This window comes from Arthrobacter sp. UNCCL28, assembly GCF_900102805.1.
GTDB classification, from domain to species: domain Bacteria; phylum Actinomycetota; class Actinomycetes; order Actinomycetales; family Micrococcaceae; genus Arthrobacter; species Arthrobacter nicotinovorans_A.
Window position 1 is genome coordinate 150725 of record NZ_FMWE01000005.1, and the last position, 25460, is coordinate 176184.

The 25460-nt window shown below is 63.3% G+C and carries 24 protein-coding genes and 1 pseudogene; 4 read left to right on the top strand and 21 right to left on the bottom strand.

What is annotated here, in order from left to right:
- The first annotated feature begins 173 nt into the window (after positions 1 to 173).
- On the top strand, positions 174 to 755 hold the full coding sequence (locus BLQ01_RS15105) for a MarR family winged helix-turn-helix transcriptional regulator (RefSeq protein WP_254779475.1): 582 nt from the start codon (positions 174 to 176) through the stop codon (positions 753 to 755).
- Here BLQ01_RS15105 and BLQ01_RS15110 read toward each other — a convergent pair.
- The 6 genes from BLQ01_RS15110 to idi are packed head-to-tail and all read right to left on the bottom strand — an operon-like array spanning position 750 to position 6642.
- Positions 750 to 1961 carry a prenyltransferase gene (locus BLQ01_RS15110; protein WP_091552627.1) on the bottom strand — a complete coding sequence of 404 codons (1212 nt, stop codon included), beginning with the start codon at positions 1959 to 1961 and terminating at the stop codon, positions 750 to 752. The genes BLQ01_RS15105 and BLQ01_RS15110 overlap by 6 nt on opposite strands.
- Entirely contained in the window at positions 1958 to 2380 is a 423-nt protein-coding gene (locus tag BLQ01_RS15115; protein WP_254779476.1) for a lycopene cyclase domain-containing protein, read from the bottom strand. The genes BLQ01_RS15110 and BLQ01_RS15115 overlap by 4 nt, the downstream gene beginning before the upstream one ends.
- Positions 2380 to 4044, bottom strand: coding sequence for a phytoene desaturase family protein (crtI, locus tag BLQ01_RS15120; RefSeq protein ID WP_091552629.1), 1665 nt, complete (start codon positions 4042 to 4044; stop codon positions 2380 to 2382). Before crtI ends, BLQ01_RS15115 begins: the two co-directional genes overlap by 1 nt.
- Positions 4041 to 4964 carry a phytoene/squalene synthase family protein gene (locus BLQ01_RS15125; RefSeq protein ID WP_026542135.1) on the bottom strand — a complete coding sequence of 308 codons (924 nt, stop codon included), beginning with the start codon at positions 4962 to 4964 and terminating at the stop codon, positions 4041 to 4043. The genes crtI and BLQ01_RS15125 overlap by 4 nt, the downstream gene beginning before the upstream one ends.
- Entirely contained in the window at positions 4961 to 6055 is a 1095-nt protein-coding gene (locus BLQ01_RS15130; RefSeq protein WP_091552630.1) for a polyprenyl synthetase family protein, read from the bottom strand. Before BLQ01_RS15130 ends, BLQ01_RS15125 begins: the two co-directional genes overlap by 4 nt.
- On the bottom strand, positions 6052 to 6642 hold the full coding sequence (gene idi / locus BLQ01_RS15135) for an isopentenyl-diphosphate Delta-isomerase (protein WP_091552632.1): 591 nt from the start codon (positions 6640 to 6642) through the stop codon (positions 6052 to 6054). Before idi ends, BLQ01_RS15130 begins: the two co-directional genes overlap by 4 nt.
- 104 nt (positions 6643 to 6746) lie before the next feature.
- On the opposite strand from idi, the gene BLQ01_RS15140 reads away from it, so the two are divergent.
- The gene (locus BLQ01_RS15140; protein WP_026542133.1) at positions 6747 to 7331 is read left to right on the top strand and encodes a MarR family winged helix-turn-helix transcriptional regulator; all 585 of its coding nucleotides are present in this window, start codon (positions 6747 to 6749) and stop codon (positions 7329 to 7331) included.
- 19 nt (positions 7332 to 7350) lie between these two features.
- Here BLQ01_RS15140 and BLQ01_RS15145 read toward each other — a convergent pair whose 3' ends face one another.
- The gene (locus BLQ01_RS15145; protein ID WP_091552634.1) at positions 7351 to 8169 is read right to left on the bottom strand and encodes a CPBP family intramembrane glutamic endopeptidase; all 819 of its coding nucleotides are present in this window, start codon (positions 8167 to 8169) and stop codon (positions 7351 to 7353) included.
- A gap of 202 nt (positions 8170 to 8371) precedes the next feature.
- On the opposite strand from BLQ01_RS15145, the gene BLQ01_RS15150 reads away from it, so the two are divergent.
- Positions 8372 to 9517, top strand: a complete 1146-nt coding sequence (locus tag BLQ01_RS15150; RefSeq protein WP_026542131.1) for an EAL domain-containing protein — start codon at positions 8372 to 8374, stop codon at positions 9515 to 9517.
- A gap of 15 nt (positions 9518 to 9532) precedes the next feature.
- Here BLQ01_RS15150 and BLQ01_RS15155 read toward each other — a convergent pair whose 3' ends face one another.
- From BLQ01_RS15155 to BLQ01_RS15205, 13 genes and pseudogenes are all read right to left on the bottom strand, one after another.
- Entirely contained in the window at positions 9533 to 10378 is an 846-nt protein-coding gene (locus tag BLQ01_RS15155; protein WP_026547420.1) for an SGNH/GDSL hydrolase family protein, read from the bottom strand.
- 220 nt (positions 10379 to 10598) lie between these two features.
- Complete coding sequence (locus BLQ01_RS15160) at positions 10599 to 11576, bottom strand: alpha/beta hydrolase fold domain-containing protein (RefSeq protein WP_091552635.1); 978 nt, start codon at positions 11574 to 11576, stop codon at positions 10599 to 10601.
- A 47-nt stretch (positions 11577 to 11623) separates the two neighbouring features.
- Positions 11624 to 13270, bottom strand: coding sequence for a GH35 family beta-galactosidase (locus tag BLQ01_RS15165; RefSeq protein ID WP_091552637.1), 1647 nt, complete (start codon positions 13268 to 13270; stop codon positions 11624 to 11626).
- Between the two features lie 5 nt (positions 13271 to 13275).
- Positions 13276 to 15513: a glycoside hydrolase family 3 N-terminal domain-containing protein gene (locus BLQ01_RS15170; protein ID WP_254779477.1), complete on the bottom strand. Its 2238-nt coding sequence runs from the start codon at positions 15511 to 15513 to the stop codon at positions 13276 to 13278.
- The gene (locus tag BLQ01_RS15175) at positions 15503 to 16531 is read right to left on the bottom strand and encodes a Gfo/Idh/MocA family protein (RefSeq protein WP_091552640.1); all 1029 of its coding nucleotides are present in this window, start codon (positions 16529 to 16531) and stop codon (positions 15503 to 15505) included. Before BLQ01_RS15175 ends, BLQ01_RS15170 begins: the two co-directional genes overlap by 11 nt.
- Positions 16528 to 17454 carry an alpha/beta hydrolase gene (locus tag BLQ01_RS15180; protein WP_091552641.1) on the bottom strand — a complete coding sequence of 309 codons (927 nt, stop codon included), beginning with the start codon at positions 17452 to 17454 and terminating at the stop codon, positions 16528 to 16530. Before BLQ01_RS15180 ends, BLQ01_RS15175 begins: the two co-directional genes overlap by 4 nt.
- 1 nt (position 17455) lies before the next feature.
- Positions 17456 to 18985 (bottom strand): MFS transporter, encoded by a 1530-nt coding sequence (locus tag BLQ01_RS15185; protein ID WP_254779478.1) that lies wholly within the window; start codon positions 18983 to 18985, stop codon positions 17456 to 17458.
- On the bottom strand, positions 18982 to 19875 hold the full coding sequence (locus BLQ01_RS15190; protein ID WP_254779479.1) for a sugar phosphate isomerase/epimerase family protein: 894 nt from the start codon (positions 19873 to 19875) through the stop codon (positions 18982 to 18984). The genes BLQ01_RS15185 and BLQ01_RS15190 overlap by 4 nt, the downstream gene beginning before the upstream one ends.
- Complete coding sequence (locus tag BLQ01_RS22675; RefSeq protein ID WP_254779480.1) at positions 19872 to 20276, bottom strand: C-glycoside deglycosidase beta subunit domain-containing protein; 405 nt, start codon at positions 20274 to 20276, stop codon at positions 19872 to 19874. The genes BLQ01_RS15190 and BLQ01_RS22675 overlap by 4 nt, the downstream gene beginning before the upstream one ends.
- Before the next feature lie 7 nt (positions 20277 to 20283).
- Complete coding sequence (locus BLQ01_RS22680) at positions 20284 to 20502, bottom strand: GMC oxidoreductase (RefSeq protein WP_309803832.1); 219 nt, start codon at positions 20500 to 20502, stop codon at positions 20284 to 20286.
- Positions 20503 to 20506: 4 nt separating this feature from the next.
- A pseudogene (locus BLQ01_RS15195) lies at positions 20507 to 21259 on the bottom strand (ABC transporter permease); the annotation flags it as partial.
- Entirely contained in the window at positions 21256 to 22191 is a 936-nt protein-coding gene (locus tag BLQ01_RS15200) for an ABC transporter permease (protein ID WP_223945407.1), read from the bottom strand. The pseudogene BLQ01_RS15195 and the gene BLQ01_RS15200, both read right to left, overlap by 4 nt.
- A 79-nt stretch (positions 22192 to 22270) precedes the next feature.
- Positions 22271 to 23788, bottom strand: coding sequence for an ABC transporter substrate-binding protein (locus BLQ01_RS15205; protein ID WP_026542123.1), 1518 nt, complete (start codon positions 23786 to 23788; stop codon positions 22271 to 22273).
- On the opposite strand from BLQ01_RS15205, the gene BLQ01_RS15210 reads away from it, so the two are divergent.
- Positions 23787 to 24083, top strand: coding sequence for a hypothetical protein (locus tag BLQ01_RS15210; protein ID WP_026542122.1), 297 nt, complete (start codon positions 23787 to 23789; stop codon positions 24081 to 24083). The genes BLQ01_RS15205 and BLQ01_RS15210 overlap by 2 nt on opposite strands.
- Positions 24084 to 24102: 19 nt before the next feature.
- On the opposite strand, the gene BLQ01_RS15215 is transcribed toward BLQ01_RS15210, so the two are convergent.
- Complete coding sequence (locus BLQ01_RS15215; RefSeq protein WP_091552645.1) at positions 24103 to 25398, bottom strand: ROK family transcriptional regulator; 1296 nt, start codon at positions 25396 to 25398, stop codon at positions 24103 to 24105.
- Positions 25399 to 25460 lie beyond the last annotated feature (62 nt).

The following is a 25460-nucleotide window of genomic DNA, read 5'->3' on the forward strand; positions in this document are numbered from 1 at the left end:
CAGTGCCTCTTTCCTTGTGGGTCGTGCGGGGGTCGTGGGTGGGTCGTGCGGGGGTCGTGCCTGGGACGCGCTGTTCACGTGGGCCGCTGAGCACTGTCATGCATTCAGGTCCCGCGTGACTTACTATCAAATTGCTAGTGAAACAAGCTTTACGCTTACCAAAGGAACATCGGATGGACTCGGAAGGCCACGCAAAGGGCTACTGGTACGGCAAAGACCCAGGTCAGAAGGCCATAGCCATCGACGTGCTGAATGCCTTGCGTGATTACCGGGCCTCCGAGCAGGCGATGCGCCGCAGGACCCGCTCGTCCATGGGAATGGGTGAGAAGGACCTGCTGGCCTTGCGTTACCTGTTCGAAGCCGAGGCCTCGGGCGCGGTGATGAAGCCGAAGGATTTGGGCGACAAGCTTGGCATAACGTCGGCGTCCATGACCACCCTGATTGACCGTTTGGTGGAGTCGGGCCATATTCGTCGCGAACCCCACCCCACTGATCGTCGTGCCCTGGTGCTGAGGGCAACGCCCGGTTCGGACCAGGAAGTGCGGCACACCCTGGGCGGAATGCACCGCCGGATGCTGGATGCGGCGTCCGCCTTGAGCCCGGACGAGTCGCGGATCGTGGTGAACTTCCTGCAGCACATGCGCGAGGCATTGGACACCATCGATGAAGAGCCTGGAGACTCTGCACAGACCGGCGACTCCGTACAGACCGGACACCCTGTGAAGACCGGAACCGCAGAACCCGCCGAATCATGAGGTGAGGCTCCACTGCAGAATGAAGACGAGAGTCACCAGGAACCCTGACCCGTAGTTGAGCCAGATGAACCGCCGCCACGCCACATTGGTGCGTGCCGCCGTCGTATCCGTGACGTTCCAATAGGGCGCGCAATTGACGATGTACGGTATGGCGATAATCGCCGCGAGCGGCCCGGGCCAGGGCGTGGCCAGCATGGCCAGTCCCGCAACAAGCCACAGCCCGACGGCGACCCTCACCGTCCGGCGGGCGCCGAAGACTGTTGCTATGGAGCCGATGCCGGCCTGACGGTCGGGTTCGATGTCCTGGACGGCGCCGAAAGCATGCGCGGCCATGCCCCACAGGAAGAAGGCCGCGAGCAGGATGACCAGGCCCGGCGTCACGTCGGCTCCCGCTATGGCCAAACCGACGACGGCGGGACTCACAAAGTGGGTACTGGACGTCAGCGAGTCCAAGACCGGGCGTTCCTTGAAGCGGAGTCCGGCCACCGAGTATGCCACGACGGCGAATGCGCTTACTGCCAGGCTGATCCACGCGGCAGGTCCCCCCGCGAACGCCAATACCAGCAGGAACGGCACGTTGGTGATCGCCGCGAGCCACAGCATGGGCCGGTGCAGGCGGGGCTGGAGGAGGGCGCCTTCCATGCCGCCCTTGCGCGGGTTTTTCAGGTCCGACTCGTAGTCGAAAACGTCGTTGATCCCATACATGGCCAGGTTGTACGGAATGAGGAAGTAGAAGGTGCCCACGATCAGTACCCAGTCGATCTCGCGGGTAGTGAGCAGCATCGCCGCCGCGAACGGGTAGGCGGTGTTGATCCAGCTGACGGGCCGGGACGCGAGGAGCGCTTGGGGGACGAGGCCTTTGAGCCCCGACTCGGCACGGCCTTCGCTGGTTTGCTCCCGCTTCCGTGTCAGCCACATCCACAACCCTGGAAGCGCCACGACACCGGCCAGGGGGTAAGCAAAGTCCTCGATCGGAGCGAGCCCTGCTTTGATGCCGAGAATGTGGGATGGGTCGTAGTGGAAGAGTTCCATGCCGATCATGACCGAGTCGAACACGGCGGTCAGGACGGCCAACGCCGCGAACGCGAGTCCTACGGCTTTCCAGTGTTTGCCCGTTTCCCCGGGGCGGGCGCCACGGCGGGCGAAGACCAGGCCGGCAACGGCTGCTGCGGCGATGAAGGCGAGCGCAAGCCACAGGTACGTCATACGTTCTCCCGCGCTTTCGTGGCGGGGGTGCCTGTCGTGCCTGCGGGGGCAGCGGGGTTGGTGTCGATCCCGCCCGTCGTCCCCCCATGCCCGCCATGCCGCGCAACCCGCCTGTCAATCAACCGCCGGGCTCCCGTGTAGAGGACCATAGTGCACAGCACCAGGAACAGCAGGAACACCGGTTCTTCAATGGGAAGTTCCGGTGCGATCAACAAGCCCGTGGCGATGGTGCCTTGGCCTCGCAGGAAGATCCCCAGGCCGATTCCGGCGAGGTCCCAAGCGAGCAGGAACAAGACGCCGACGGCGGTGACGATCGCCGCCGCTGTGGCATCGCGCCAGAAGAACAGGCGGAAGCGGTGGTCGAGCAGGAGCATGCAGGTGATGCCTGCCAGCAGCGAGAGAAGATAAAGAACACCCATCAGCCAATCCTGCTGGCTACAGGCTTCACAGTGGTAGGTCCGGCACTGTGGTCGCCGCGGATTCGCTTGAGGACCAGTTCTGCGCTGATCAGGCACATGGGCACTCCCACGCCCGGCGCGGTGGTGGCGCCGGCGTAGTACAGGCCTTGCACACGCTTGGAGGCGTTCTGGGCCCGGAACATGGCGCTTTGGCGCAAGGTATGCGCCGGGCCCAGCATGCCGCCGCGCCACGAGTTGTATTGCCGTGCGAAATCGGCCGGGCCAATGGTGTGCCGGACCACGATCCTGCTGCGGAGGTCCGGGATGTTGGCCCATTGGGCGATTTGATCGATCGCTGCGTCCGCTGTCCGTTCTATGAGGGCGTCTCCGTTGCCATCGGGACCACCTGCTCCCAGCTGGGGATCTGCGGGTACAGGAACCAGGACGAAGAGGTTCTCGTGCCCCTGTGGCGCTACGCCGGGGTCGGTCTCGCTGGGTTTGCAGACATAAATGGATGCGGGGTCCGGGATGCTTGTTTCCGCACCGAAGATGGCCTCGAAGTTGGCTTCCCAGTCTTTGGTGAAGAACAGGGAATGGTGGGGAAGTTCCGGCACTGCGCCCTTCACGCCCAGCATCACCAGGACGGCGCCGGGCCCGCTGGTGCGGCTGGACCAGTACTTGTTGTTGTAGCTCCGGTCCCTGACGCCCAGCAGCTGGGTTTCGGTGTAGTGCAGGTCCGCACCGGAAACCACCAGGTCCGCAACGCTGTAGTGCTCGGCGCCGGAACCATCCCGCCACTTGACCCCCGTGACTTCGCGGCGGTCCTTGCCTGAAAGCGCAGGCGGGAGCTTCACGCCGTCAAAGCGGCCCACCTTCCTTGTCAGCGGAGCTTCCCGTGTGGTGATCTTCAAGGCTTCTGAGCTGGTGTGGATCCTGACGCCTGCGTCCACGGCCAAGGCTTCAAGCCTGTTCACGAGCTCCCAAAAGCCACCCATCGGATACTGCACGCCGTCGCCCAGGTCCAGGGCGCTCATCAAGTGGTACATGGCGGGAGCAGCAGCCGGATTGGTCCCAAGGAAGACGGCCGGGTAGCCCAGCACCTGGCGGAGCACGGGGTGCTGGAACCGCTGGGACACGAACTTATCCAGCGGTGTGAGGAGCAGTTGCGCCAGCTTGGGCAGGCTGCGCAGCACTTCCGGATGCAGCAGTCCCTGCGGCCTGGTGAACGGGTTGTACAGGAAAAACCGTTCAGCCATTTCCGTGGTGCGCCGCGCAGAAGCGAGGTAGGAGCTGAGCTCTTTGGCGCTGCCCGGCTCCACCTGCTCGAAGGTTTTCAGAACCTGTTCGCTACCCAACGGGATTGTCAGCGGTACTGTCAGCGGATCCGGCCGGATGCCGTCGTGGTTTGGCTCGCTGAAGACGCGGTACGCGGGACTAAGGGTCTGCAGGTCCAGTTGTTCGGCTGCGCTGGTACCGAGCAGCTTGAAGAAATGGTCGAAGACTCCCGGCATCAAGTACCAGGACGGGCCGGTATCGAACCGGAAGCCGTCCCGTTCGAGGCTTCCAGCGCGGCCGCCCACGGTGTCGCGCTGCTCCAGGAGCTGGACTTCGTGGCCTTCGTGGGCAAGCAGGGCGGCGGTGGCAAGGCCGGCAATGCCGCCGCCGATCACTACGGTCCGGGTCATCGGTGCAGCTCCATCCATGTCGAGGCTACGGCGCGGGCGGCGAGCCCGGCCTTCACAGCGTCCGGCACGCGGACCCGGGAACGGTACAGCTCGTCCACCGTGGTCTGCTCAATCCTGTCCGTGAGGGCCTGGAACAATGCCAACGCGCTCCGGACGGCGGCCCTGGCGTCCCGGGGGAGCATCGGAATAACAGCGTTGGCATCAGCCAGCTGCGCCCGTACGGTCCTGACCCACTCCACCCTGTCGTGCTCCTCAAGGAAGTCCGAAGTACCAAGGTAGTTGCGGCCCAGCCGGGAGGTGTCGTCCGCCAGGTCACGGAGGAAGTTGATGTTTTGGAAAGCAGCGCCCAACCTGCTGGCGCCGTAGCGCAACGCGGCGGCGTCGCCGTCGTCGATGTTTTCATCCCGCATGAAAACGCGCAGGCACATCAACCCCACCACCTCGGCGGAACCGTGCACGTAGCCGTCATGGGCGTCCGCGTCGAAACGGAGCGGCTGCGCTTGCTCCTGAACGGAAGTGGTGGCTGAGGTGCGCTCGCCGAGGTCCATCCGCATTGAAGCGAAGAAGGGATCGATGAGTGACTCGTCGATCCCCGCGCTCCTGGCGGTCTGGGCAAAAGCATGGATGATGAGATCGCTGCTGTAGCCGAGCTTGACCGCGCGGTGGGTCTCATCGATGAAGTGCGCCAGGGCATCGCACTGTTCCTGGTAACTGAGGCCGGCTTCGGCAGTGACGCCGTCCACCAGTTCATCCGCCACGCGCACCAGGGCGTAGATGTTGCGGACGTGCTGGCGGTGCCGGCTGCCCAGCAGCCTGCAGGCCAGGCCGAAGGACGTTGAATAGGCGGCGATCACCTGGTTGGCTGCGCGCTCGGCTGTCCGGGTGAAATGGGTGAACGAGGTATCGGTGGCGACGCTCATGATTGCCGTCCTTCCAGCTGCCCGGCGAGATCAAGCAGTACGTTGCGTGCACCCTGCGGGATGGTGCTGGTGAGCTGATGGGTGAAGGCCTCCATCTGGTCCTCGATGAGGCCCTGGACAAACGCCTCCGCTCCGCAGTCGGTGAGGTGGCGGCGGACGTGCTCGCCTTCCTCGCCGTTGAGCCCGGGCCTGCCGAAGAGGGGAGCGATGTGCGGCCAGGTGCTGGTGGTCCGTGCATGGGCGATGATGGCCGTTTCCTTGCCTTCGCGCAGGTCGGAAAAGGGATCCTTGCCGTGGCGGCGGGGATCCCCGAAAGTGGACAAGAGGTCATCCTGCAACTGGAATGCCAGGCCAAGGTGCCTGCCGGCAGTTGCGAGCGCAGTTTCGACGGCGAAGTCCGCACCGGCGAGCGCTGCGGCGGCACGCAACGGGAGCTCGAATGTATAGGTGGCGGTTTTGTACCCGCACATCACCAGGATCGTTTCGAGGTCAGGGGCGATGACACCGTCCCCGAGCCCAACGTCCAATTGTTCGCCGGCCACGGTCTCGTTGATGGTGTGTTCCAGGAGATCCAGGAGGCGGAGACGTAATTCGTGCGGGAGGTCCGCGCGGGCGAACGCCTGGTGGGTGGCGGCGAGCAGCATGTCTCCCATCAGGATTCCACCGGTCTGGGCCCAATGGAGGCCGCCGTCCGGGCGGGGGAGTTCCCCGGCTTCTGCAAGGAGTGAGCCGATCAGGTTGGGATGCCCGCGGCGGACGAGGTCGCCGTCGATCACGTCATCGTGCAGGAGGAAGGCGTAGTGAAGGAGCTCGATGGCGGCTGCGATGCTGATGGCGGTTTCGCGTTGGCCGGATTCCTGGTTCCTGGTGGAGCTGCCATGCTGGAGGGCGTCGTAGGTTTCCATGAGCAGCAGGGGCCGGACGAATTTGCCGCCGAGCACGTTCTGGCCGGCCAGTCCCCACAGCCTGGCGAAACTGGGTCCGTATGCCGTGGCGGCGCTGGTCCGTTTCCCGATCAATCCGGTCAGCTCGTCCTCGATGGCGCCGCAAAGGTCTGTGCGGCTGCGGACGGCTCCGGAGGTGACGGTCATGCCTGGGCTCCGTGGTGGAGGTGGGCTGCCTCGTGGAGGTGGGCTGCGTCGTGGACCGGCAGGGCCTGCACATCAAGCAGTTGGGGGAACTGCAGCCCGAGCCAGGGGCTGAAGGCGGAGGGGGTGTGGGCCAGGGCATCTTCGAGCAGCGCCGGGGAGATCCAGGCCCAGTCGGCAACCTCGGCTGGATTCGGTCTCAGCGGCCCGCTGATACGGGCGACGAATACCGGGCAGACCTCGTTCTCGACGATGCCGGTGGGGTCCACCGCCCTGTAGCGGAAGTCCGGGAGGACCAGTTCGATCCTGTTGGCATCCACCCCGAGTTCGAACTGTGCCCGCCGGATTACGGCGTCCTCGAACTCCTCGCCAGGTGCCGGGTGGCCGCAGAAACTGTTGGTCCATACTCCGGGCCAAGTCTTCTTTTCCGGTGAGCGGCGGGTGAGGAGGACTTCGCCGCCGTCGTTGATCAGGTAGCAGGAGAAGGCCAGGTGCAGAGGGGTGTCGGTTGTGTGCACCCCCGCTTTTGCTGCCTCCCCGATGGGTGTTCCGGCGTCGTCCAGGAGGACCACCATCTCTGTCGCGTTCATCCTGCGCCTACCTCCTACACCCGGTGCCTTAGAGAAACTTGAATATTGCTAGACAAGCTAGAAGAAAGGCTACCATGTAGGAAGTTAGGTGTAACATACTCAACATGTCCAGTCCTGAAGAGATTCCTGAAGAAGCCGGTACCCCGGTTTCCTCCGGCATCTACCATCTGGACGCCAACGATCCCCATGGGGAACTTGTGGACCGCTCCGGACTTTCAGACCAGGACGTCCAGCAAATCAGCGACCTCATGGCCGCGCTCGGACGGCTCCGCGATGCCGAACAACGCCTCACCGATGCCTCCCTCCGGTACATGAAGCTCAACCAATCAGACATGCGCGCGCTGCACTACCTGATTGTCTGCGCCAACCACGGCGTGATCGCCACCCCTGGCGCAATCGCCTCACGACTGAACATATCGACGGCGTCAACCACCAAGCTGCTCGACCGGCTGGAACGCGCGGGTCACGTCACCCGACGCGCCCACCCCTCGGACCGCAGGGCGCTCGCGATCGCCATCACTCCCGAAACACACGAGGCAGCAATGCGGACAGTAGGGCGGCAGCAGGCAAAGCGGTTCCTCGCTGCAGCCAGGCTCACTCCGGATGAACGCAGGACCGTGATGCGCTTCCTCGATGACATGGCACAGGAGATCGAAGTCTCCGAAGAGGCATGGTCAGGGATCCAGTAGTCCTGATACCGGCAAGAGGCTAATACAGGAAAATCGGCAGCCAATCCCTGTTGTGGGCGTGCACCAACGCCAGGAACAACACGAAGTCGAACAGCAGGTGCACGGACACGACGTACGTGAATGACTTGGTCAGCTTGAACGTGTAGCCCTGGAGAAGCGCGAAGGGGAACGTCAGCAAAGGACCCCAGGACTGGTAGCCGATCTCCCACAGGAATGAGGAGAAGACCACGGCCTGCAGCAGGTTGGCGAGCCAGTCGGGAAAATGCCGGCGCAGCAGCGTGAACGTGGTGCAGATGAAGAACAGCTCATCCCAGATTCCCACGGCATTGACGCCCAGGAAGAGCCGCCAGAAGATGTCAGGATCCGAGGCGTCAGGCCAGTTTTGGTAGACACCGGTGCTGATCAGGTACACGGGCAGGATGAAGTAGCCCAACGCCACCACGCCCACCAGGTACAGCTTCGCTGCCAGGGGCCATTTCCGTCCCGTGTTAACGGGGAACTTGATGATGTCTTCCCGGTAAACGAAGCGGGACACCAGCCACGGCGCCAGGACTGCCAACGCCAACGCCCCACCCATCAGGGCCATATGCTGCGTACTGAGGTCCGCATTGAGCGGGACCAGGCTGAAAATGGTCATCCCTGCCGCGATCAAGGCCAGATGCCGCATCAATTCGCGGTCAATAACCGCGGCGGTGGCAACACTTGCCAGCAGCATACCGTAGCCCGGCAGGTCATTTTCCAACGCAAAGAGGGGGATGCCGGACAGGGAAAGCAGCGCCGCCGGAAGCAGCTTCCAGCTGAGCGCGGTCCAGGGTGCTTCCGTTGAAAGGGACGTCACCCCCTAAGCATCTCAGGGCCGGTGGTTGGACGACACCGGTTTTGCCTGCACCGGTTTTGCGCGCACCGGTTTTGCGCTTCCGGAGGGGCGGCGACACAACGGCGAAGTGTTCTTCTGTATTATTCGTGACAGGGCCCACACATGGGCCGGTCTTGTAGTTGTCTGGCTCTGCCAGCGGGGGATACACATAAAGGAATAGCTGATGGCTCAAGAAGAGGGCTCTCTTTCACCGGATGGCGGTGCGGACTCCGCACTCCCTGACGACGCCGGCGCGTCACCACCTGCTGCAGCGTCACCACACGCTGAAGCGCCTGAGGCACCACCTGCTGATGCCACCATGCAGGAGCAGGTGGAGGAGATTATCGACTCCATCCTTGCCGACACCGAGCCCCGCAGCGAAGCCGCCAGAACCAGGCTCCGCGCCTTGACTGAGGCGTATCCCGAGGACCCCCGGCGTGCACTGTTGGAGCACTTGCTGGAAACGCGCAAAGAGACCCCACCGGCGTCCACCGTGCCGGTTCACCTCGAGTCCGCCAGCGTGCATCTGGAATCCGCAGACGCGGCTCGTACGGTATCGGTCCCCGTCAGCCATGAGGTCCGCGAAGGAATCCAATCGGTCCTTGCGGACAAACTCCTCCTGACAGCATTCCAGCCCGTCCATGCCCTGCCCAACGGCGAGGTAGTGGGCGTGGAGGCGCTCACCCGGTTTGTCGGTGAAGACGGCGCCGGAGCCGATGTCTGGTTCAGTGAGGCTGCTGCTGCGGGGCTGGGCACCGAGCTGGAGATCGCAGCCCTCCACTGTGCCCTTACCGCGGCGCATGACGTTCCCCACACCATGTCCGTGGCCCTCAACCTCACCCCGGCAACCTCAAGTGATCCCCGGGTCCGGAACCTGCTGGCCGCCGCGGCACTGGCCCCTGACCGGATCATCGTTGAACTCACAGGCAGCCTTGCCGACGTCGGAGGCCAAACCGGCCGCGAGGGGCTTGGCCCGCTGCGCGCCTTGGGCCTGCGCCTGGCCATCAGCGCTTCAGGAGCGGCATTGGTTTCCCTGGAAAGGGTGGAACAGTTGCGCCCGGACATCATCAAATTGGACCGCCACCTGATCGAAGGCATCGAAAGCAGCCAAGGCCAAAGAGTCCGGGCCAAGGCGATTGTTGAGCTTGCACGGGAAATCGGGGCCGAAGTCATTGCCGTCGGCGTTGAGACGGCCGAAGAACTTGAGGAAGTCACGGCGCTCAAGATCACAGCCGCACAGGGATACCTCCTTGGACGTCCTTCGGTTCATCCCCTCGACTGGTCGGCGTGGAGCATCCGGGCACAGACAGAAGCCCAACCGGCAAGCTGACGTGAAGCCGGGGGCTTACTTCAGGGCGCCCCCTGGCATGTTGTGGGGATCGCTGCCCACGAAAGTTCCGGGAAGCATCCCGGCGCCGAAGACCGGCCCCGGTTCAGGCCGCTTGGGGTGCCTGCCGTCGTCGTCGTTGTGATGCCTCAGGCGGCGCACCACCCAGGGGACGAGGTGTTCGCGGGCCCAGACGATGTCGCCCGCCCGTGCCTGGCGCCAACTGCGCTCGGGCAACTGCTTGGGAATCAAGGGCTCCAGGGAATGGTGGACGTTGAGGGTGTCGAGCACCATGATGGCGATGGTGTGCTGCCCCAGCGGGGAGAAGTGGAGCCGGTCCGGGTCCCACATCTGCGGGTCGGTGAGTTGCCGCAATGCCCAAAGATCGGCCACCACGGCATCATGGCGGGCGGCCACCACCCGGATGTTCTCGTTGTAGATGGCCACCTTGCCGCGGGCCAGCCCCAACACCGGGGTGGCGCCCCAGTCCGGCCCGGTGAACAGGACAATCGTGGCGCCGGTGGAGGCGAGCGTTTCCACGCCGGCGTCCAGTTCCAGGGCCAATTTGTCGGGATCGCTCCTATGGAAAAGCAGGTCATTGCCGCCGGCGTTGAGGGTGATGAGGTCCGGTTTCAAGGCCAGTGCCGGTCCAACCTGCTCCTCGAGGATCTGGTGGAGCAACTTCCCGCTGATGGCCAGGTTGGCGTACGCGAAGTCCTGATGGCCGACGCTTAGTTCCTCGGCAACCCGGTCCGCCCAGCCGCGAAGGCCGCCGGGGCTCCGTGGCTCGGGATCGCCCAAGCCTTCGGTGAAGGAGTCACCCAACGCCACATAACGGCTCCACGGGTGCCGGCCAGCGTTCATCTCCCCATAGTGCGCGGATCAAGGCCTGGATCCAAGGGGTGCTGCGGGGATTTCCGGCGGGTTTGCCGGCTCCCGACGCCCCTCCGGTTTGCTGGCCAACTGCCTGCCTGGGACTTTCGCGCCGAAGCCGCCCGCCGTCGTCGTGCCTTCCCAGCAGGAGTACGACGACGGCAGGCGGCTTTTGCGCGCGGGAACGGCGGGGCCGCTCCGGAAGTTGACGTTACCGACCCCGCGGGCGCAGCCTGTCTGCGATTCGTTCCAGTGCCTGGTTCACTGGGGCGAAAGTTGCCGGCAGGTTCAGGAAGCCATGCAGCATTCCCGGAATCCTGGCCTGCTCCACGTCCACGCCGCAGGCTGCAAGCAAGGCACTGAACGCCTCACCGGAAGCCCGTAATTCGTCGTATTCGGCGTTCAATACCAAGGTTGGTCCGAGGCCGTCCAGGTCTGCGTTGGCGGGCATGGCGTAGCCGGGAGCGGGAACATCGCTTGACGTTCCCAGATAGTTCTCCGTTGCAGAGTCGATCATCCGCGGCGTGAGCCGCATGGCGTCCGGCAGTTCCGATAATGCGGTCCTGAGCGAGGCCGAGGGCGCGGGAGGCGCGGCATGCATCAACGGATACACCAGCACAAGCTGGTCCGGCACCCAGTGGTCCTCATCCCTGAGCCTCAGGGCAGCGGCAGCGGCCAGGTTGGCACCAGCGCTGGCGCCACCCAGGCAAAGCGACGTGATGCCCAATTCCACCATGTTTGCCTGCACCCATCGGATGGCGGCGACGACGTCGTCAAGGGGCACCGGGTAGTGCACGCCGTTAACTGCCAGCCGATAGTCCACGCTGACGATCGTCGCCGATGCCCGTTGGACCAATTGACGGGCAGTCCAGTCGGCCTCCTTGGTGTCCAGGTCCCCAAACTGGAAGGCACCGCCATGCATCCACACCAGTGCGTGTCCTGAACGGGTGTCCGGGGACTGTCCTGCAGGGGACTGTCCTGCTGGGGTGTAAATGCGGACGGGAACCGGCCCATGGGGGCCGGGCACGGAAACCATCCGGGTGGTGGCAGCTGGTGGGGGAGGCGCATCGGGGTAGGCGTCAAAGGCCGCCATCTGCGCCCTCATGGACGGATCGCTGAGCCCGGCTTCCAATGATGGGATCCCGTCCAGCAAGGGCAGCCGATGGGCGATGTCAGGGTGAAACGGCATGGAGTTCCTCTCCTGGTGCTTGCGTCCTTGTGCTTACGGCCTTGTGTTTACGGCTGGATCCCGGCGTTGACGAGGATACGGACCCTCACGGCGGTGATGTGCTTGTCGGAGAGGATTTCCAAGCGTTCGTCCCCGTTGAGGAACCGTCCTTCCTTCAGCCTGGAGCCGGTAGCGGTCAACTCCCTCACAGAGTCAAGCTCAACGTCGCAACCGGCTTTGTGGAAGTCCACCTGTGCCCCCTGGCCCACCACGATGAATTCCGTGGGATTGATGGCAAGGACCATCCCGAAGGGTCGTGCGTCTCCCGGGGTGGGGCCGTGGGTGGCGGCCACGGTTTCTTCCAGGAGTTCCGGCGCCGGGGGGACCCGCACACCTGCGTCCAGGAGCATGCCTTCGAGGAGCTTCCTTGAATTACGGACAGTAATGTCGGTACCGGCCACGGTGGTACTGAGGGACTCCTGGTCCGGGTCAAGGGCGAAACCAAAGATCCGGTCGTCGCGCTGGGCGTCCACAATCTCCGGAGTCAGGGAAGTAATGATGGAGCAGGCTGCACTGAACTGGTTGCCTTCCCTGCCTTCTTCCACGCCGAAGACGTTGTAGCCCAGGCCTCCGAAGCCGCCAATTGCCAGGAATGCATCTCCGGCGCGGAAACGCGCCTCCGGGATGAACAAGGGATTGGAAGCGGAGGCATATTGGCGCATGACCTCCTCTGCGTTGGGGACGTAGATATCCGGTGCCAGGAAGTCGATGGCCGGCGCGGCAGCCCGCCACACCGGGACCATGCCGGCCGTCGGTCCCCCACTGGGGTACTGGCCGGGCAGGTCCTGGCCACGTTGCGGGCCGATCCAGGCGTTTGCGTACGCGGGGAGGGGCAGCACTTCCTTTCCAGCAGCCGCCAAACCTCCTACGAAGGAAGCGAATCCCCACGCCATGAAGGTTTCCTCAGCAACAGGGTTGTCATCGCCGAAGCAGTCCGCCCAGCTTTTGCTGCTGTCCGGACTCAAGCCAAGGGCCTCCACAAACTCCTGGTCAAAGGATTCCGGAGCTTGGTAAACCGCAGCAATCAATTTCTCAGGGACCGGTGCGTTCCATGCGGCCTCGCCGAGCGGACTGTGGTCCCTTCCCGCACCCAGCAGGCCCACTTCGTTCTCAACCTGGACCATGATGACTGTATGGTCCGGATCGATCGTGGCCACATGCTTCAACAGGGCAACGTAGGCAGCCCGGTCCGCTTCAAAAAGGTCCCGGGAGAAGACAGACAAGCTTGGCCGCGGCATGGACCCGGGGTAGGAGAAGGGTGTCTTCAGGGGTTTGGCGCCCCTGTCAGCGCGAGGGAAACGTTCACGATCTGCCCGAACCCAGCTGGGGGCATAGGTGGAGAAAGCATTCTTGAAGGCCCCGAACCAGATCATGACCAGGCGGACGCCAGTGGATCGTGCGTCCTCCACCAGGCTGTCCACGATCGAAAAGTCGAGTTCCCCCTCCACTGGTTCCACCTGTTCCCAGGACACAGGAGCGATCACGGTATTGATTCCGGCCTTTGCCAGCTTCTCCCAGATGGGCGACATGTAATCCCGGTTTGATGCACTCGAGTTGTGCAGTTCGCCTCCGATGCAGAGGAACGGCTTCCCATCCACAATGAGGCGGGTGTGGCTGCCTGTGCGTTCAAGGTGCGGGAGGTTCTGGTGTGGCATGGTGGTCAGTCCTTAATGCTTGAGGGCCGGGTAGGGATGTCTGCAGGGAAACCTGTTGGGGAAGGGGGTGTGACCATGAGGTCGAACAGCTGGGTGGCAGTGCCGTCGCCAATTCCTATCCGGAAGGAACCTGGCTCCACGAGGTAACCGGTCCCGGGATCGTTGGTCCAGAAACCCAGGTCATCGAAGCCCACGGACAGGGACACCCGCCGTTCTTCTCCAGCCGGTACGAACACGCGTTTGAAGCCGCGCAAACGCCTGACCGGCTGGGTCACACTTGCCAGGAGGTCGGAGACATAGAGCTGGACCACCTCTTCGCCGTCCCTCGTCCCGGTGTTGTGAAGGATGGTTGTAAAAGAGAGCCGCGCTCCGGCTTTGAGCTCGTCCAGGGTCAGTGATAGTTCCTGGTCCGGGGACGACTCCAGCTCAAAAGTGGTGTAGCCAAGCCCATATCCGAAGCCGAATTGCGGGCCCAATTCCAGGTCCAGGTATTTGGACTTGAAGTAGTCATCGGTGTTGTTGGGACCGGTCAGCCCCACGTCCGGCCGTTGGTGGGCGAGGGAGCCTCCCGTGCGGGCGGGCCTGCCGGTTGATTCGTGGTTGTAATAGACGGGCACTTGACCCACTGATCGCGGGAAAGACATGGGAAGTTTGCCGGCGGGATTGACAGTGCCGGTGAGGACATCCGAGATCGCTTTTCCGGCCTCTGTGCCCAGGTGCCATGCCAGGAGAAGGGCAGGACATTGGTCAATCCATCCGCTGACCACCAACGGACGGCCCGTCATCAGGACTACGGCAAATGGGGTGCCCGAGCCGGCAATGGCATGGATCAATTTTTCCTGGTCTCCGGGCAGGTCCAATGAACTCCGCGAGCTCGCCTCCCCGGAAAGGTCACTGGGTTCCCCGACGGCGACGATCACCAGGTCCGCCTCAGCGGCGGCAGCAGCTGCTTCAGCCTGAAGGCCGGGATCGGAATCAAAGAAGGTGGCACCGGGCAAGGTGGTCACTACCGACTCCGGCAGGGCTGCGGCGAGCGATTCGGCAATTGAGGTGGTGGTGGGGCTGGCGAAGTACTGCACCCACGCACCCAGGTGGTCCTTGCTTTCAGCGTAAGGACCCACCACCAGCACGCGTTGTCCACGTGGCTTCAACGGCAGGACGTCGGAGTCGTTCTTCAGCAGGACGGTGCAACGGGCGGCAGTGGCCCTGGCGGCCGCCAGGGAGGCTTCATCAGGACCGGTTGCGGCTGCGGACTCGTCCACATAAGGGTTCTCGAACAGGCCCAGCGCTTCCTTGAGCCGCAGCACACGGAGTACGGCGTCGTCCAAGCGCGCGGGATCCACCACGCCCTCCTCGATCAGGGGCTCACCCCCGCTCAGCAACGAGCCGCCCATCTCCACATCGAGCCCGGCGGAAAGTGCCAGCCGCCCGGCGTCGGACGCGTTGGCGGCGACGCCATGCTCAACCAGTTCGCCGACGCCACCGGCGTCAGCAACAACGATCCCGGCGTGTCCCCACTCGTCCTTCAAGACAGTGGTGAGCAGCTCCCGGTTGGCGTGCATCGGCACCCCTGAAACTGCATTGAAGCTCGCCATGACACTGGCAACCCCCGCCTTGACCGCGATCCTGAATGGCTCAAGATACACGTTGCGGAGCCGTTGAACAGAGATGTCCGTGGTGTTGTAGTCGCGGCCTCCTTCTGCCGCACTGTAGCCAACAAAGTGCTTGGCGCAGGCGGCTATGGACGTATTCGACGCAAGGTCCCCACCTTGGTACCCCCGGATCTTGGCCTCCCCGAAGACGGCGTTGAGGAAGGGGTCTTCGCCAAACCCTTCCACGACGCGTCCCCACCGCGGGTCCCGGGATACATCGATCATGGGTGAAAAAGTCCAGTTGACCCCGCTGGACCGGGCTTCTTTGGCAGAGAGCCTGGCATCTGTTGCGGCAACTTCGGGATCGAAGCTGGCCGCCTGCGCCAGAGGGGTGGGGAAGATGGTGAACTGTCCGTGGACAACGTCCAGGCCGATGAGGAGCGGGATGCCGTGCCGGCTCTCCTCAACGGCGATCCGTTGGAGGTCATTGGTGGCCTTCGCCGACGGGGGCCAGAAAAGCGCACCGGCACCGCTTCGTGCAAGGTCCCCCGCTTCTGCGGAGTCGGGCCTCCAGACGATCTGGAGCTGCGCGAGCTTCTCGGCGTAGGTCATTGATGCCAGGATCTGTTCCGGCTGTACTCTAACTTTCACGGTGAGGATCCTCCTGGGACGGTTGGTGGATCTGGTGCCTGATGAGGTCCAGTGTGCGCATGATGGCCAGGGAGTCGCTCAGGGGCATCACGGTGCCCTCGGGTTTGCCGGCTTCGATAAGCCCATGGAACTCGAGAATTTCGTACCTGAGTCCGCCGCCAACAATGGGCGCGTGAATGGTGTGGGACTGCTGGAGCCCCGGCCCTGAGGGGTTGTAGCGTGAAACGGTCAGCTCGTTGGGACAATGATGCGGGGCCGGCAGTTCGATGATGCCTTCGGTCCCCAGTATCCGTGCGTTATTGGGCAGCACGGTGGACATTGATGAGCTGATGTATCCGGTTGCACCGTCGCTGAAGGACAAAAGCGCCGTCGCGTCCAGGTCCACCCCGCTGGTGCTACTGCGGCCGAACGCGGCGACGGCCGGTTCATCGCCCAGGAGCCAGTGCGAGAGCTGAACAGGGTAGACGCCCATCTCCAGCAGGCTTCCGCCGCCAAGGGCGGGATCGTACAACTGCGGCCGCGCCCGCGGCCCAGCCTCCGGAATCGGGAAACCGAAGGACGCTTCAACCTTCCGGACCTTTCCGATCGCACCGTCGTCCACCAGCCGCTTCAGCTCAACGAACGCAGGAAGGAACCGGGACCACATGGCCTCCATCAGCACTGTCCCGGTTCGCTTGGCGGTTTGGGACAGATCGAGGGCTTCGGCGTGGGTGGACGTAAAGGGTTTTTCCACCAGGACGTGTTTGCCCGCCTCCAGAAACAGAGTGGCATGCTCGTGATGCAATCCTGCAGGGGTGGAAACGTACACCGCGTCGATGGTGGGGTCATGGGCAAGGTCCTGGAAGGACAGGTGCTGTTTGGGGACGCCGAATTCGGAACAGAACTTCCCCGAGGCCGCGGCGGTCCGGGACGCTGCAGCAGCCAGGGAGGCAGAGGGGACGTCGGCAAGGGCCTGCGCGAATTCACGGGCAATGGTTCCCGTGCCGGCGAGCCCCCATCTCACGGTTGGTGCAGTCATTTCGTTCCCAAAACCGGAGACGGCGTCTTGAGTATCCCGGCCAGGAACTCGATTGCCGTGCCAACGTGCACTTCAGGATCGCCCGCGTAGAAAACATGGTGAAGTCCAGGGACAGTAATCAGGTGCACGTCTGCGTTTACTTGTTTTAGGGCCTGGGCCAGCTGCTGACTTTGGCTCACCGGTACCAGCCGGTCCGCCTCCCCGTGGATGAGGAGCATCGGGGGTGCGTCGGAGCGCACGTAGGACAGCGGGGACATCCGCCTGAGCCCTTCCTCATACGGCCAGGGTGATCCTTCGAGCATGATTTCGGTCGGAGTAAGGGGCTGGGTGGCATTGACTGGCAGATCAGACGTGGGCGGCAATGTTGCTGCGTTGGTTATGGGGTAGAAGCACACTGCGGCTCTGACGTCGCTCGACACGCCGGTCGCCCCGATATCACCTTCAAGGTCAGGGCCGTTGACGAGAGCCACGAGCGCCGCGAGGTGCCCCCCGGCCGATTCGCCCCATACTGCGATGTGGTCAGCATCGATGCCGAGCTGGGGTGCGAACGTCCGCAGGTAACGGACGGCGGCTTTCGAGTCGTGCAGTTGCGCTGGGAAGGGTGCTTCGCGCGAATGCCGGTAGTCGATGGTTGCTACGGCTAACCCTGCGTCGATTGCTGATTGGAAGACGAGGTTGGGGTCCCAGTCGCCGGGAGGTTGGCTGCGTGCGCCGAAAATCCATGCGCCGCCGTGAATCCAGACGACCAGTGGCACCGGGGAGGAGGCGTCCGCCGGTACGTAGAGGTCGAGTTCGAGGGCCCGGTAGCCGTCGATTGAGGCATAGATCAGTCCTCTATGGGCTACCGCGTTGCTAGGTGGATCAGCCAGTGCCGCCGGTGGAAGGAATGCCGGCAGGAACGCCCCGGTAATGTCGTTGGTCATGTTAGTCCTTTGCTTGCAGTGCCAGATCGGCGGAGTAGGTTACAGCCGCTGTTGGTTCATCCGAAAGCCGTCCATCGGGGAGCAGCAACGCTGCAATGAAACCCAGGATGTAGACGCCGGCCAAGGCAAGGAAAACGGGAGAAAAGACGTCGTGGTAAATCGCTGCGATCTCAGCCTGCAAGGCGGGGTCTGCGGCGTGGACCAAGGCAGGGGTCAGGGTTTGGGAATCGAGCCCGGTTGGCAAGAGCGATGCGACGCCGAACCCCACCACTCCGCCCACTACGGCTGATCCCACGGTGGATCCGATCTGCCCGCTGAGTCCGGCGGTTGCGGTTGCGGCGCCAAGTTCACTGCGTGGTGCAGCACCTTGCACGATCGCAATGGCCAGGCTCATGAACGCTCCAGTGCCGAGGCCAACGAACGCCATGATCAACGCCGGTACCCACAGCGGCGCACCCCCCGGGAGCAGGGACATGGCTCCGAGTCCGAGTGCTCCCATCACCGTTCCTATGATGGGAAAAACGCGGTAACGGCCAGTCCGCGACGCAAGCCAGCCCGACACCAGATTGCCCACCAACATTCCCAGCACGGTGGCGATGGGAACCAGCCCCGAGATGGTGGCACTCACGCCATAAGCCATCTGGAAATACGTTGGCAGGTACGCCGTGGCTGAAATGAGCCCAGCACCCATCACAGCTGAGAGTCCCACGCCAGCACTGAAGGTGCGGTTGCGGAACAAATGAACCGGGATGATGGGGTTCTGTTGACCACGCTCGACGACGACAAGCCCGCCCAGCGCTGCTACGCCGGCTCCAAGGGCGATCCATGCTGCGGAGTTCCCGGAGCTGAACCACGCAACTGCCAGCACCACCGCCACAAGGACAGCGGTGAGCAGCACTGCTCCAACGACGTCGAACCGTTTCTTGCCCGCCGGTTCGATGTGCGGAACGGCAATAACTGCCAGGAGAAGTGCGGCAAGCCCCACCGGAACGTTGATCCAAAACACCCAGGGCCACCCCCAGTGGTCCGTGATCAGGCCCCCGAGGAGCGGCCCGATCAGAATTGCCACCGGGAAGGCTGCGCCGATCAGTGAGAGGTACGCAGGACGCTGCCTTGGCGTGGTGACCTCGGCAACGATCGTCTGCGACATCAGCTGAAGACCCGCGGCGCTCATGCCCTGCAGGACCCGGGCGACGACGAGCTGGGTCATGTCATGCGCGAGGCCGCATATGAAGGAAGCTGCAACGAAGCCGATGAGCGCAAGGAGGAAGACCATACGCGGTCCCACCCGATCGCCAAGCCCTCCGAGTACCGGGAGCAGGACGGTACTGGCGAGCGTGTAGCCCACCACCACCCAGCTCATGTGCTGGAGGGCTCCGAGTTCGCCGGCGACAGTGGCCAAGGACGTCGAAACGATGGTGTGATCAAGGGCTCCAAGGAATGACACCGCCAGGAGCGCTGCCATGAGGAGCCGGAGACGAGTCGGAGAGATCTGGACTGTGCTGCCGTCGCTGCTGCGCACTTCGGTCACGGCGTCCCGGCGATCTCGGCCTCCAGGCTGTGCAGAAGAGCATGCTGCCGGCGAACTTGTTCGATGGATCGGTAAGGCAGCCGATCGCCTTCATATTCGCTGGAAAGGTAACCCGACCACTCGTTCTCCTTCAGGGTCTGAAGGATCTCGCGCCAAGGAATCTGGCCGTCTACCAGGTCATCATTGATGTCGAAGAACTTGGCCTGAATGAACGACACGTACGGGAGAACATCCACCAGGTCCGACATGGGAACGGCAAGGGGTTTACGCCAGCCTTCTTCCTGGGCTTCTTCGCTGAGGCCGTCATGCTTGGCGGTGGTGATTGCCCTTTGGAAGATGCCGGTGTCGATCAGCAGGCGGAAGTTCTTCGAGCCGGTTCGCTCGATGAACGCGATGTACTCGTCCACCACCGGGTGCTTGATGGGAGTGGGCGCATGGATTTCCGGGCAAATGATGAGATCCAGCTCGGCCGCGAGATCGAGGTTGCGCTCAATCACTTCCTCCCAGATCGGGTGGGGGCGCAGATCCATGGACACCACCCCGATCTTGGGGCGGATTGAGGTGAATCCAAGACGATGGGCAAGCCGAAGATCGCGAGCCAGCATCACAGCGCCCTCATCTGCGGTGAGGTCGCGGTCACGCCACATGCTCGAGTCGATCCAGGACCCGTAATTGGTAGGCTCCAGCTGGTATTTTTCGAGCAGCCCGAACCATTGGTCAATCCACGCGGTGGACGGCTCCGGATAGTTGGGCACGTGACCTTCGCCCAGGATCTCAATCCCGGTGGCGCCGATGTCAGCTATTTGTGCCATGGCGTCTTCGAGGGTGAGGACGGTGTTGATGTCACCGGTGTAGCTGTAGAGGGAGACGCCGTACTTGAGGTTGCTCATGCGAGGACCGTGACCTTTCGCTGGGATGTGAAAATGGACGGTTGGAATTCAGCCGGAATGTAGGGTGCGTGCAGCGCAATATCAACGCGAACATCGTGGACACCTACGGCCAGGCCGCCTGCGAGCGGCACCATGACGGTGGCCACTTCATCGAGCTGCCAGCGGACATCGGTGGACTGGCGCAGTTCCTGGATGCTGAAAGAGCGTCCCTGGAGTCTCCAGCGCGGTACTTCCCGGCTCCATTCCTGACCATCAACGGTGACAGCCACGCCGTCGATGAGGCTTCCCCAGACGCCCCGGTAGTTGGGCATGCGCAGGGCTATCTCGAAGCCGACAGTATCGGTTCCCTCCTGGACGTTGCGAAAGCCCCGGCTTTGGATCAGTTCTCGTTCGAGGACCATGTTTTCCTCACTTCTCTGTGGACGTGGAGTTGATTGATTCGGCGATGTGGCGTGCCCCGGCGACGGCCAGGGCCACCCCGGTCAACGTGGGGTTGCAGGCTGTAGGGGTGGGGATGACACCGTTCCCGGCAACGAACAACCCGCTGACGTCCCACACCTGTCCGGTGGGCGACACTTGGCCAGAGCAGCAACCAGGGAGCGTTGAAGATGTTCTGTGATGCGTCATTGAGCATCAGGCCCCAACTGGCTTTGTCGGAGGAGCCAAGGCCAAGGAAGGCAATGCCTGCCTCGATGCCGATGCCGGCACCTGCCAACAGGGCCGCCTGGATGATGGTGGGCGTGATGACCACCGGAAGGATGTGGCGGACCATGATGCGGATGTCGCTCAACCCGGAGACCCGGGCAGCGTCCACGTACAGCTCTTCCCGTACGGCCCGGACCGAGCCACGGATCAAAAGGAACACCGATGGGGCGATCAGTATGCCGAACACCACCAGTGCCAGTGAGGTACTGCGTCCAACTCGGGCCAGCACCACCAGGAGCACCACGATGGCCGGCAGTGATAGCAGCGCACCGCTGATCCACATGCTGACGCCGTCGATCCATCCTTGGCGGTAACCGGCCAGGAGTCCGGTGGGTACGCCGATCAGCAAACTCACGGCGATGACGATCGCGGCGCTGGAAAGGCTGGTTTGGGCGCCGTACACGAGGTTTGCCAGGACGTCGCGGCCCACGCCGTCAGCGCCCAGCGGATGCTCAGGGGTGAAAGGGGGCGCGAGCACATCAGCGAGGCGCGTGGCGGTGGGGTCGTAGGAGGAGATCAACGGTGCGAGGACCGCCACTACGACGAGCAGGACCAGGAACACCAGTGAAATCACTGCGGCAGGTTCACGCAGAAACTTCTTGAACAGGTTGTCGGCCTGGGGTGCGGAGCCGACCACTTCCAGCGACTTTCGGGTGCCGGTGACAAGGTTATCGGTCATGAGACACGAACTTTCGGATTGATCCAGCCTTGTGCCAGATCGACGAGGAGGTTGACGACGACCACCAGGACCACCGTGACCAGGACGATCCCCAGCACAACGGGAAGGTCGCCGCGGCCGGCAGAGTTGTTGGCCTGGGTGCCGATTCCGGGGATGTTGAAAACTTTCTCAATGATCACCGAACTGGAGATGGCCACGATGAACATCAGGGACACGGTTGTGAGGCTCGGACCCGCTGCGCTGCGCAAGGCATGCTTGACCACGACGCTTCGCTCGGGGAGGCCCCGGCTGCGAAGTGTCCGGACAAAGTCCTGCTGCATGACATCGATCATCGATCCACGGACCTGCAGGGCAATGGAAGCCAAGGAACCCAACGCCAGCGCGATGACCGGGAGCGTGATGGAGGCCAGCCACTTGCCGGGGGAGTCGGTGAAGGCCGTGAACCCCGTGGCCGGCAGCAGGCGAAGTTGAACAGCGAAAACCAAAGCCAGGACCAGTGCTACCAGGAAGCCGGGAATTGCCTGGACCAGGGTGGATGCCACCTGGAGGCCGCGATCCAGGCGGCCCCGGCGCAACGCCGCGGTAACCCCGATCAACGTTCCGAAACAGGCGGCGAGGATCAGTGATCCGATCACCATGGACAAGGTGGGAGGAAGTGTTTGGGAAAGCAATTCCCCTACGGGCTGGTTGGTGAACCAGGACCGGCCCAAGTCTCCGCGCACGGCCGATCCGAGCCACTGGAAGTATTGGGTGATCAACGGTTCATCAAGGCCCAGCTGTTGGCGCTTGGCCTCCACTTGTTCGGCCGAAGCCACAGGCCCCAGCACCTGGCGTACAGGGTCCTGCCCCGTGAGGTTCAAGAGGAAGAACGTCGCTGTGGAAATAACGAACATGAGCACCAGTCCTGAGGCCAGGCGGCGAAGGATAAACATCAGCACGCAGCTCCTTGGGCTTCGGAAGATGAATGGATTGGCAGGGGGAGGCCGGCCCGGGAACGGGCCGGCCACCCACCTACTTCTTCGAGGCTGTAAAGCCCCAGAGCGGCGGCAGCGTGGAATAGCGCTGCGGCGTGACGGTGATTTCAGTGGTGCTTGCGAAGACGTTGTCGGACTGGATGTACGGGGCAAACCAGGCCTGGTCCACCAGGTAGGTGTTCAGTTTCCGGAACGTTTCGGTCTGTGCGTCGCCGGTTTCGCCCTGGGCCTTGTTGATCAGGTCAACCACGGTGGGGTCGGAGACGTGGAACGGGTTCCACAAGGATTCAGGCGTGAGCGCGATCTGCGCGAAATCCCACGGACGCGGGCTGTTGAGTCCGAAGATTGCGGCCGGGTACTTTCCTGCCAGGAGATCGGAGATGAAGGTCTGGCCGTTCACAGGCTGGTACTGCGGTGTGACGCCGATGGCGGTCAGCGCTTCGGTCACCGCTGCCTGCTGGTCGGGGTAGACGGGGGATACATCCGGCATCGGCAGCGTGAAGCCGTTCGCATAGCCGGCGTCGGCCAGGAGCTTCTTCGCGGCGTTGACGTCAAAGGGGTATTTCTTATCCAGCTCAGGAATGAACGCATCACTGGTGGAGCTGAAGACCTGGCTGGTGGCCTTGCCCTTACCGCCGAAGACCTTCGCGTGGATGGCGTCGCGATCCAGGGCCATGTTGATCGCCTGGCGGACCTTCGGCTCGGCGAGCGCAGGAACCAGGGAACCCTTGCGGTCGAACAAGTAGAGGCCGCTGGTGGTGTAGGCGGGGCTGGTCTGGATATTCAGGCCGGCGGACTTGAGGCTGTTTGAATCCTTATCGGTCACTACTGCGAAGTCTGCTTCACCGGCGCGCAGCGCGTTGAGGATTGCGTTGTTGTCGTTGAAGACCGTGACTTCGACGGTGTCGAACGGGAAGTCTTTGGCGTTCCAGTAGTCAGCGTTCCGCGTGTAGACGTACTTGATGCCGGTCTGGGATTTTGCTGCGTCCAGGATGTAAGGGCCGGAACCGATGGGAGTGGTGTCCAGCGCCGGTGTTCCCAAGGCCTTCGGGCTGGCAAGGACACCGGCGGTTCCGCCCAGGTTCGGCACGAGCGAGGGGTCCGGAGCGGAGAGGGTGACCATGAGGTTGGTGGCGTCGGTGACGGTTACCTCCTGGATGAAGCGCAGCTGGCCGCCGGCTTCGCCCGTCCCCTTGCGGGCCGAGTCCAGGTTGGCTTTGACTGCAGCCGCATCCAGGGGTGTGCCATCGGTGAATTTGACGCCTTCCCTGATGGTGAGGGACAGCTTCGTCCGGGTGTCATCGTAAGACCACTTGGTCACGATGTTCTCGGCGGGTTCTCCCTCGTTGGTGTTCCTGAAGAGGGAGTCGTAGACGGGCTGGAGGAACTGGGTGGTGGGGCCGGTCCCGAAGTTGCCCGGAGAGAAGGACTCGGGCGGCGCAATGGCTGCAATGTCCAATTCGGTGGGGGCGGCGGAACCGCCAGGTGAAGAACCGGTGCAGGCGGTAAGCGCCATGACGGCTGTGACGGCAGCAATGCCGACTAATTTGCGCATGTTTCTCCTAGACAAGGCGTCGAAAGCTCAGCTTCGAGGGATTCGACTGGTCTCCGGCAACGACGCAACGGAGATGGATAGGTATGGCGGTAAATGCTGGCTGGAATGCCTCTGGAAGGCGCCTTGCTTCACAGGAAATCCTGCGGATTCCTTGAATGCTGTACTGGCGCAGGGCCACGGGATGCAGGTGGTGTGCTTCATCCCGGTCTCCCTCGCCGTCGAGGTCAATGTTGCTCAGTGGACGCTTTGTGGCGTCTATTACAAAGATAATCCGGTGACCGGAATAAGTCAATGACTTATTCCGATGAGCGGACTTAGGCGGACAGGTCCTCGGTGACCGGGCCCTGATCCTGCTCCTGGTCCTGCTCCAAGGACCGCGGCAGCGGTTCGGTCAGGCGGGCGAGGAGTCCGGGAAGGTTTTGCTTGGAGAAGAGCTCCCCGAGCACCAGCTGGGCTGCTCCGACAACCCCGCCCACCTGTTCGTCGATTGCCGACAACTCCACGATCAGGTCAGGTGCGCCCGTTGATGGCAGTCGCTCCAGGACCGCCTGCTGGATGGGCTTGAGCACGATGTCTTTCGCCCGGGCAATGCCACCGCCCACAACCAGCATGTGCGGCGCGAAGAAGCTGACAAGCGTTGCGAGGCTGCTGCCAAGGAGCGCAGCGGTCCGGCTGAGCAGTTCAGTCGCCGCGGCGTCCCCATGCTCGGCGGCCAGCGTGACGTCGTAGGCGCGAACGCGCCCGGATTCCTTGAACACTTTCGCCAGGTAGGGGCTGCGCCCGGTTTCGGCCAGCATCAGGCCATCCCGTTCGATCGCCCACCCGCTGGTGACTGCTTCAAGGCACCCTGTGCGTCCACACCTGCAGGCAACTACCCCGGCTTCGGGAACGGCGACGTGCCCGATGGAGCCGGCCAGTCCATGCGAGCCCCTGTACAGCCTGCTGTCGGTGATGAGGGCGGCTCCAACTCCAGCTCCGGCTCCGAAATAGAGCAGGTGCTTTGCCTTGGCCGCCCGCGGATTGCTCTCTATCTCAGCCAGGGCGAGGAGGTTGACGCGGTTGTCGACCCATACTGGAACAGGCCACCGCGCTGCGAACTCTTCCCGCACCGGGTAGTCGTCCCAGCCGGGCAGGACCGGCACGCCAACGGGGGTGCCGGTATCGAAATTGACCGGCCCTGAGAGGCCCACGCCGATTCCGAGCATGTTGTTGTGGCCCTGTTCCCTGACCACTTCCTGGATGATCACGTTGACTTGGTCCAGGATCCGGGCGGGCCCTTCGCCGACGTCGCATAGTTCCCGGTGGCGGGTGCCGAGCAGGGCGCCGGCAAGGTCCGAGGCGCTGACGACCATTTCATTTGATGCGATGTCCACGCCAACCACGTAGCCCGCCTGGGCGTTGAGGGACAAGAGCTTTGCTGTCCGGCCTCCCGTAGAGGGGGCGCGGCCGGGGGAGTGGATGAGCCCGATCTGTTCGAGTTCTGCAACCCGCTCGGCAACGACGCTCCGGCCCAGGCCCACCTGGTCGGTCAGTGTGGCTTGGGTTATGCCGTCTTCCCACCGGATGGTTTCCAGTACGGATGCCAGTCCGGTGTATCGCTCTATTGCCATCAGATCTCTTCCTGCATGCCGTCGCCCACCGCGTCAGTGCCGTGGTGATGAATCCAGTCCGC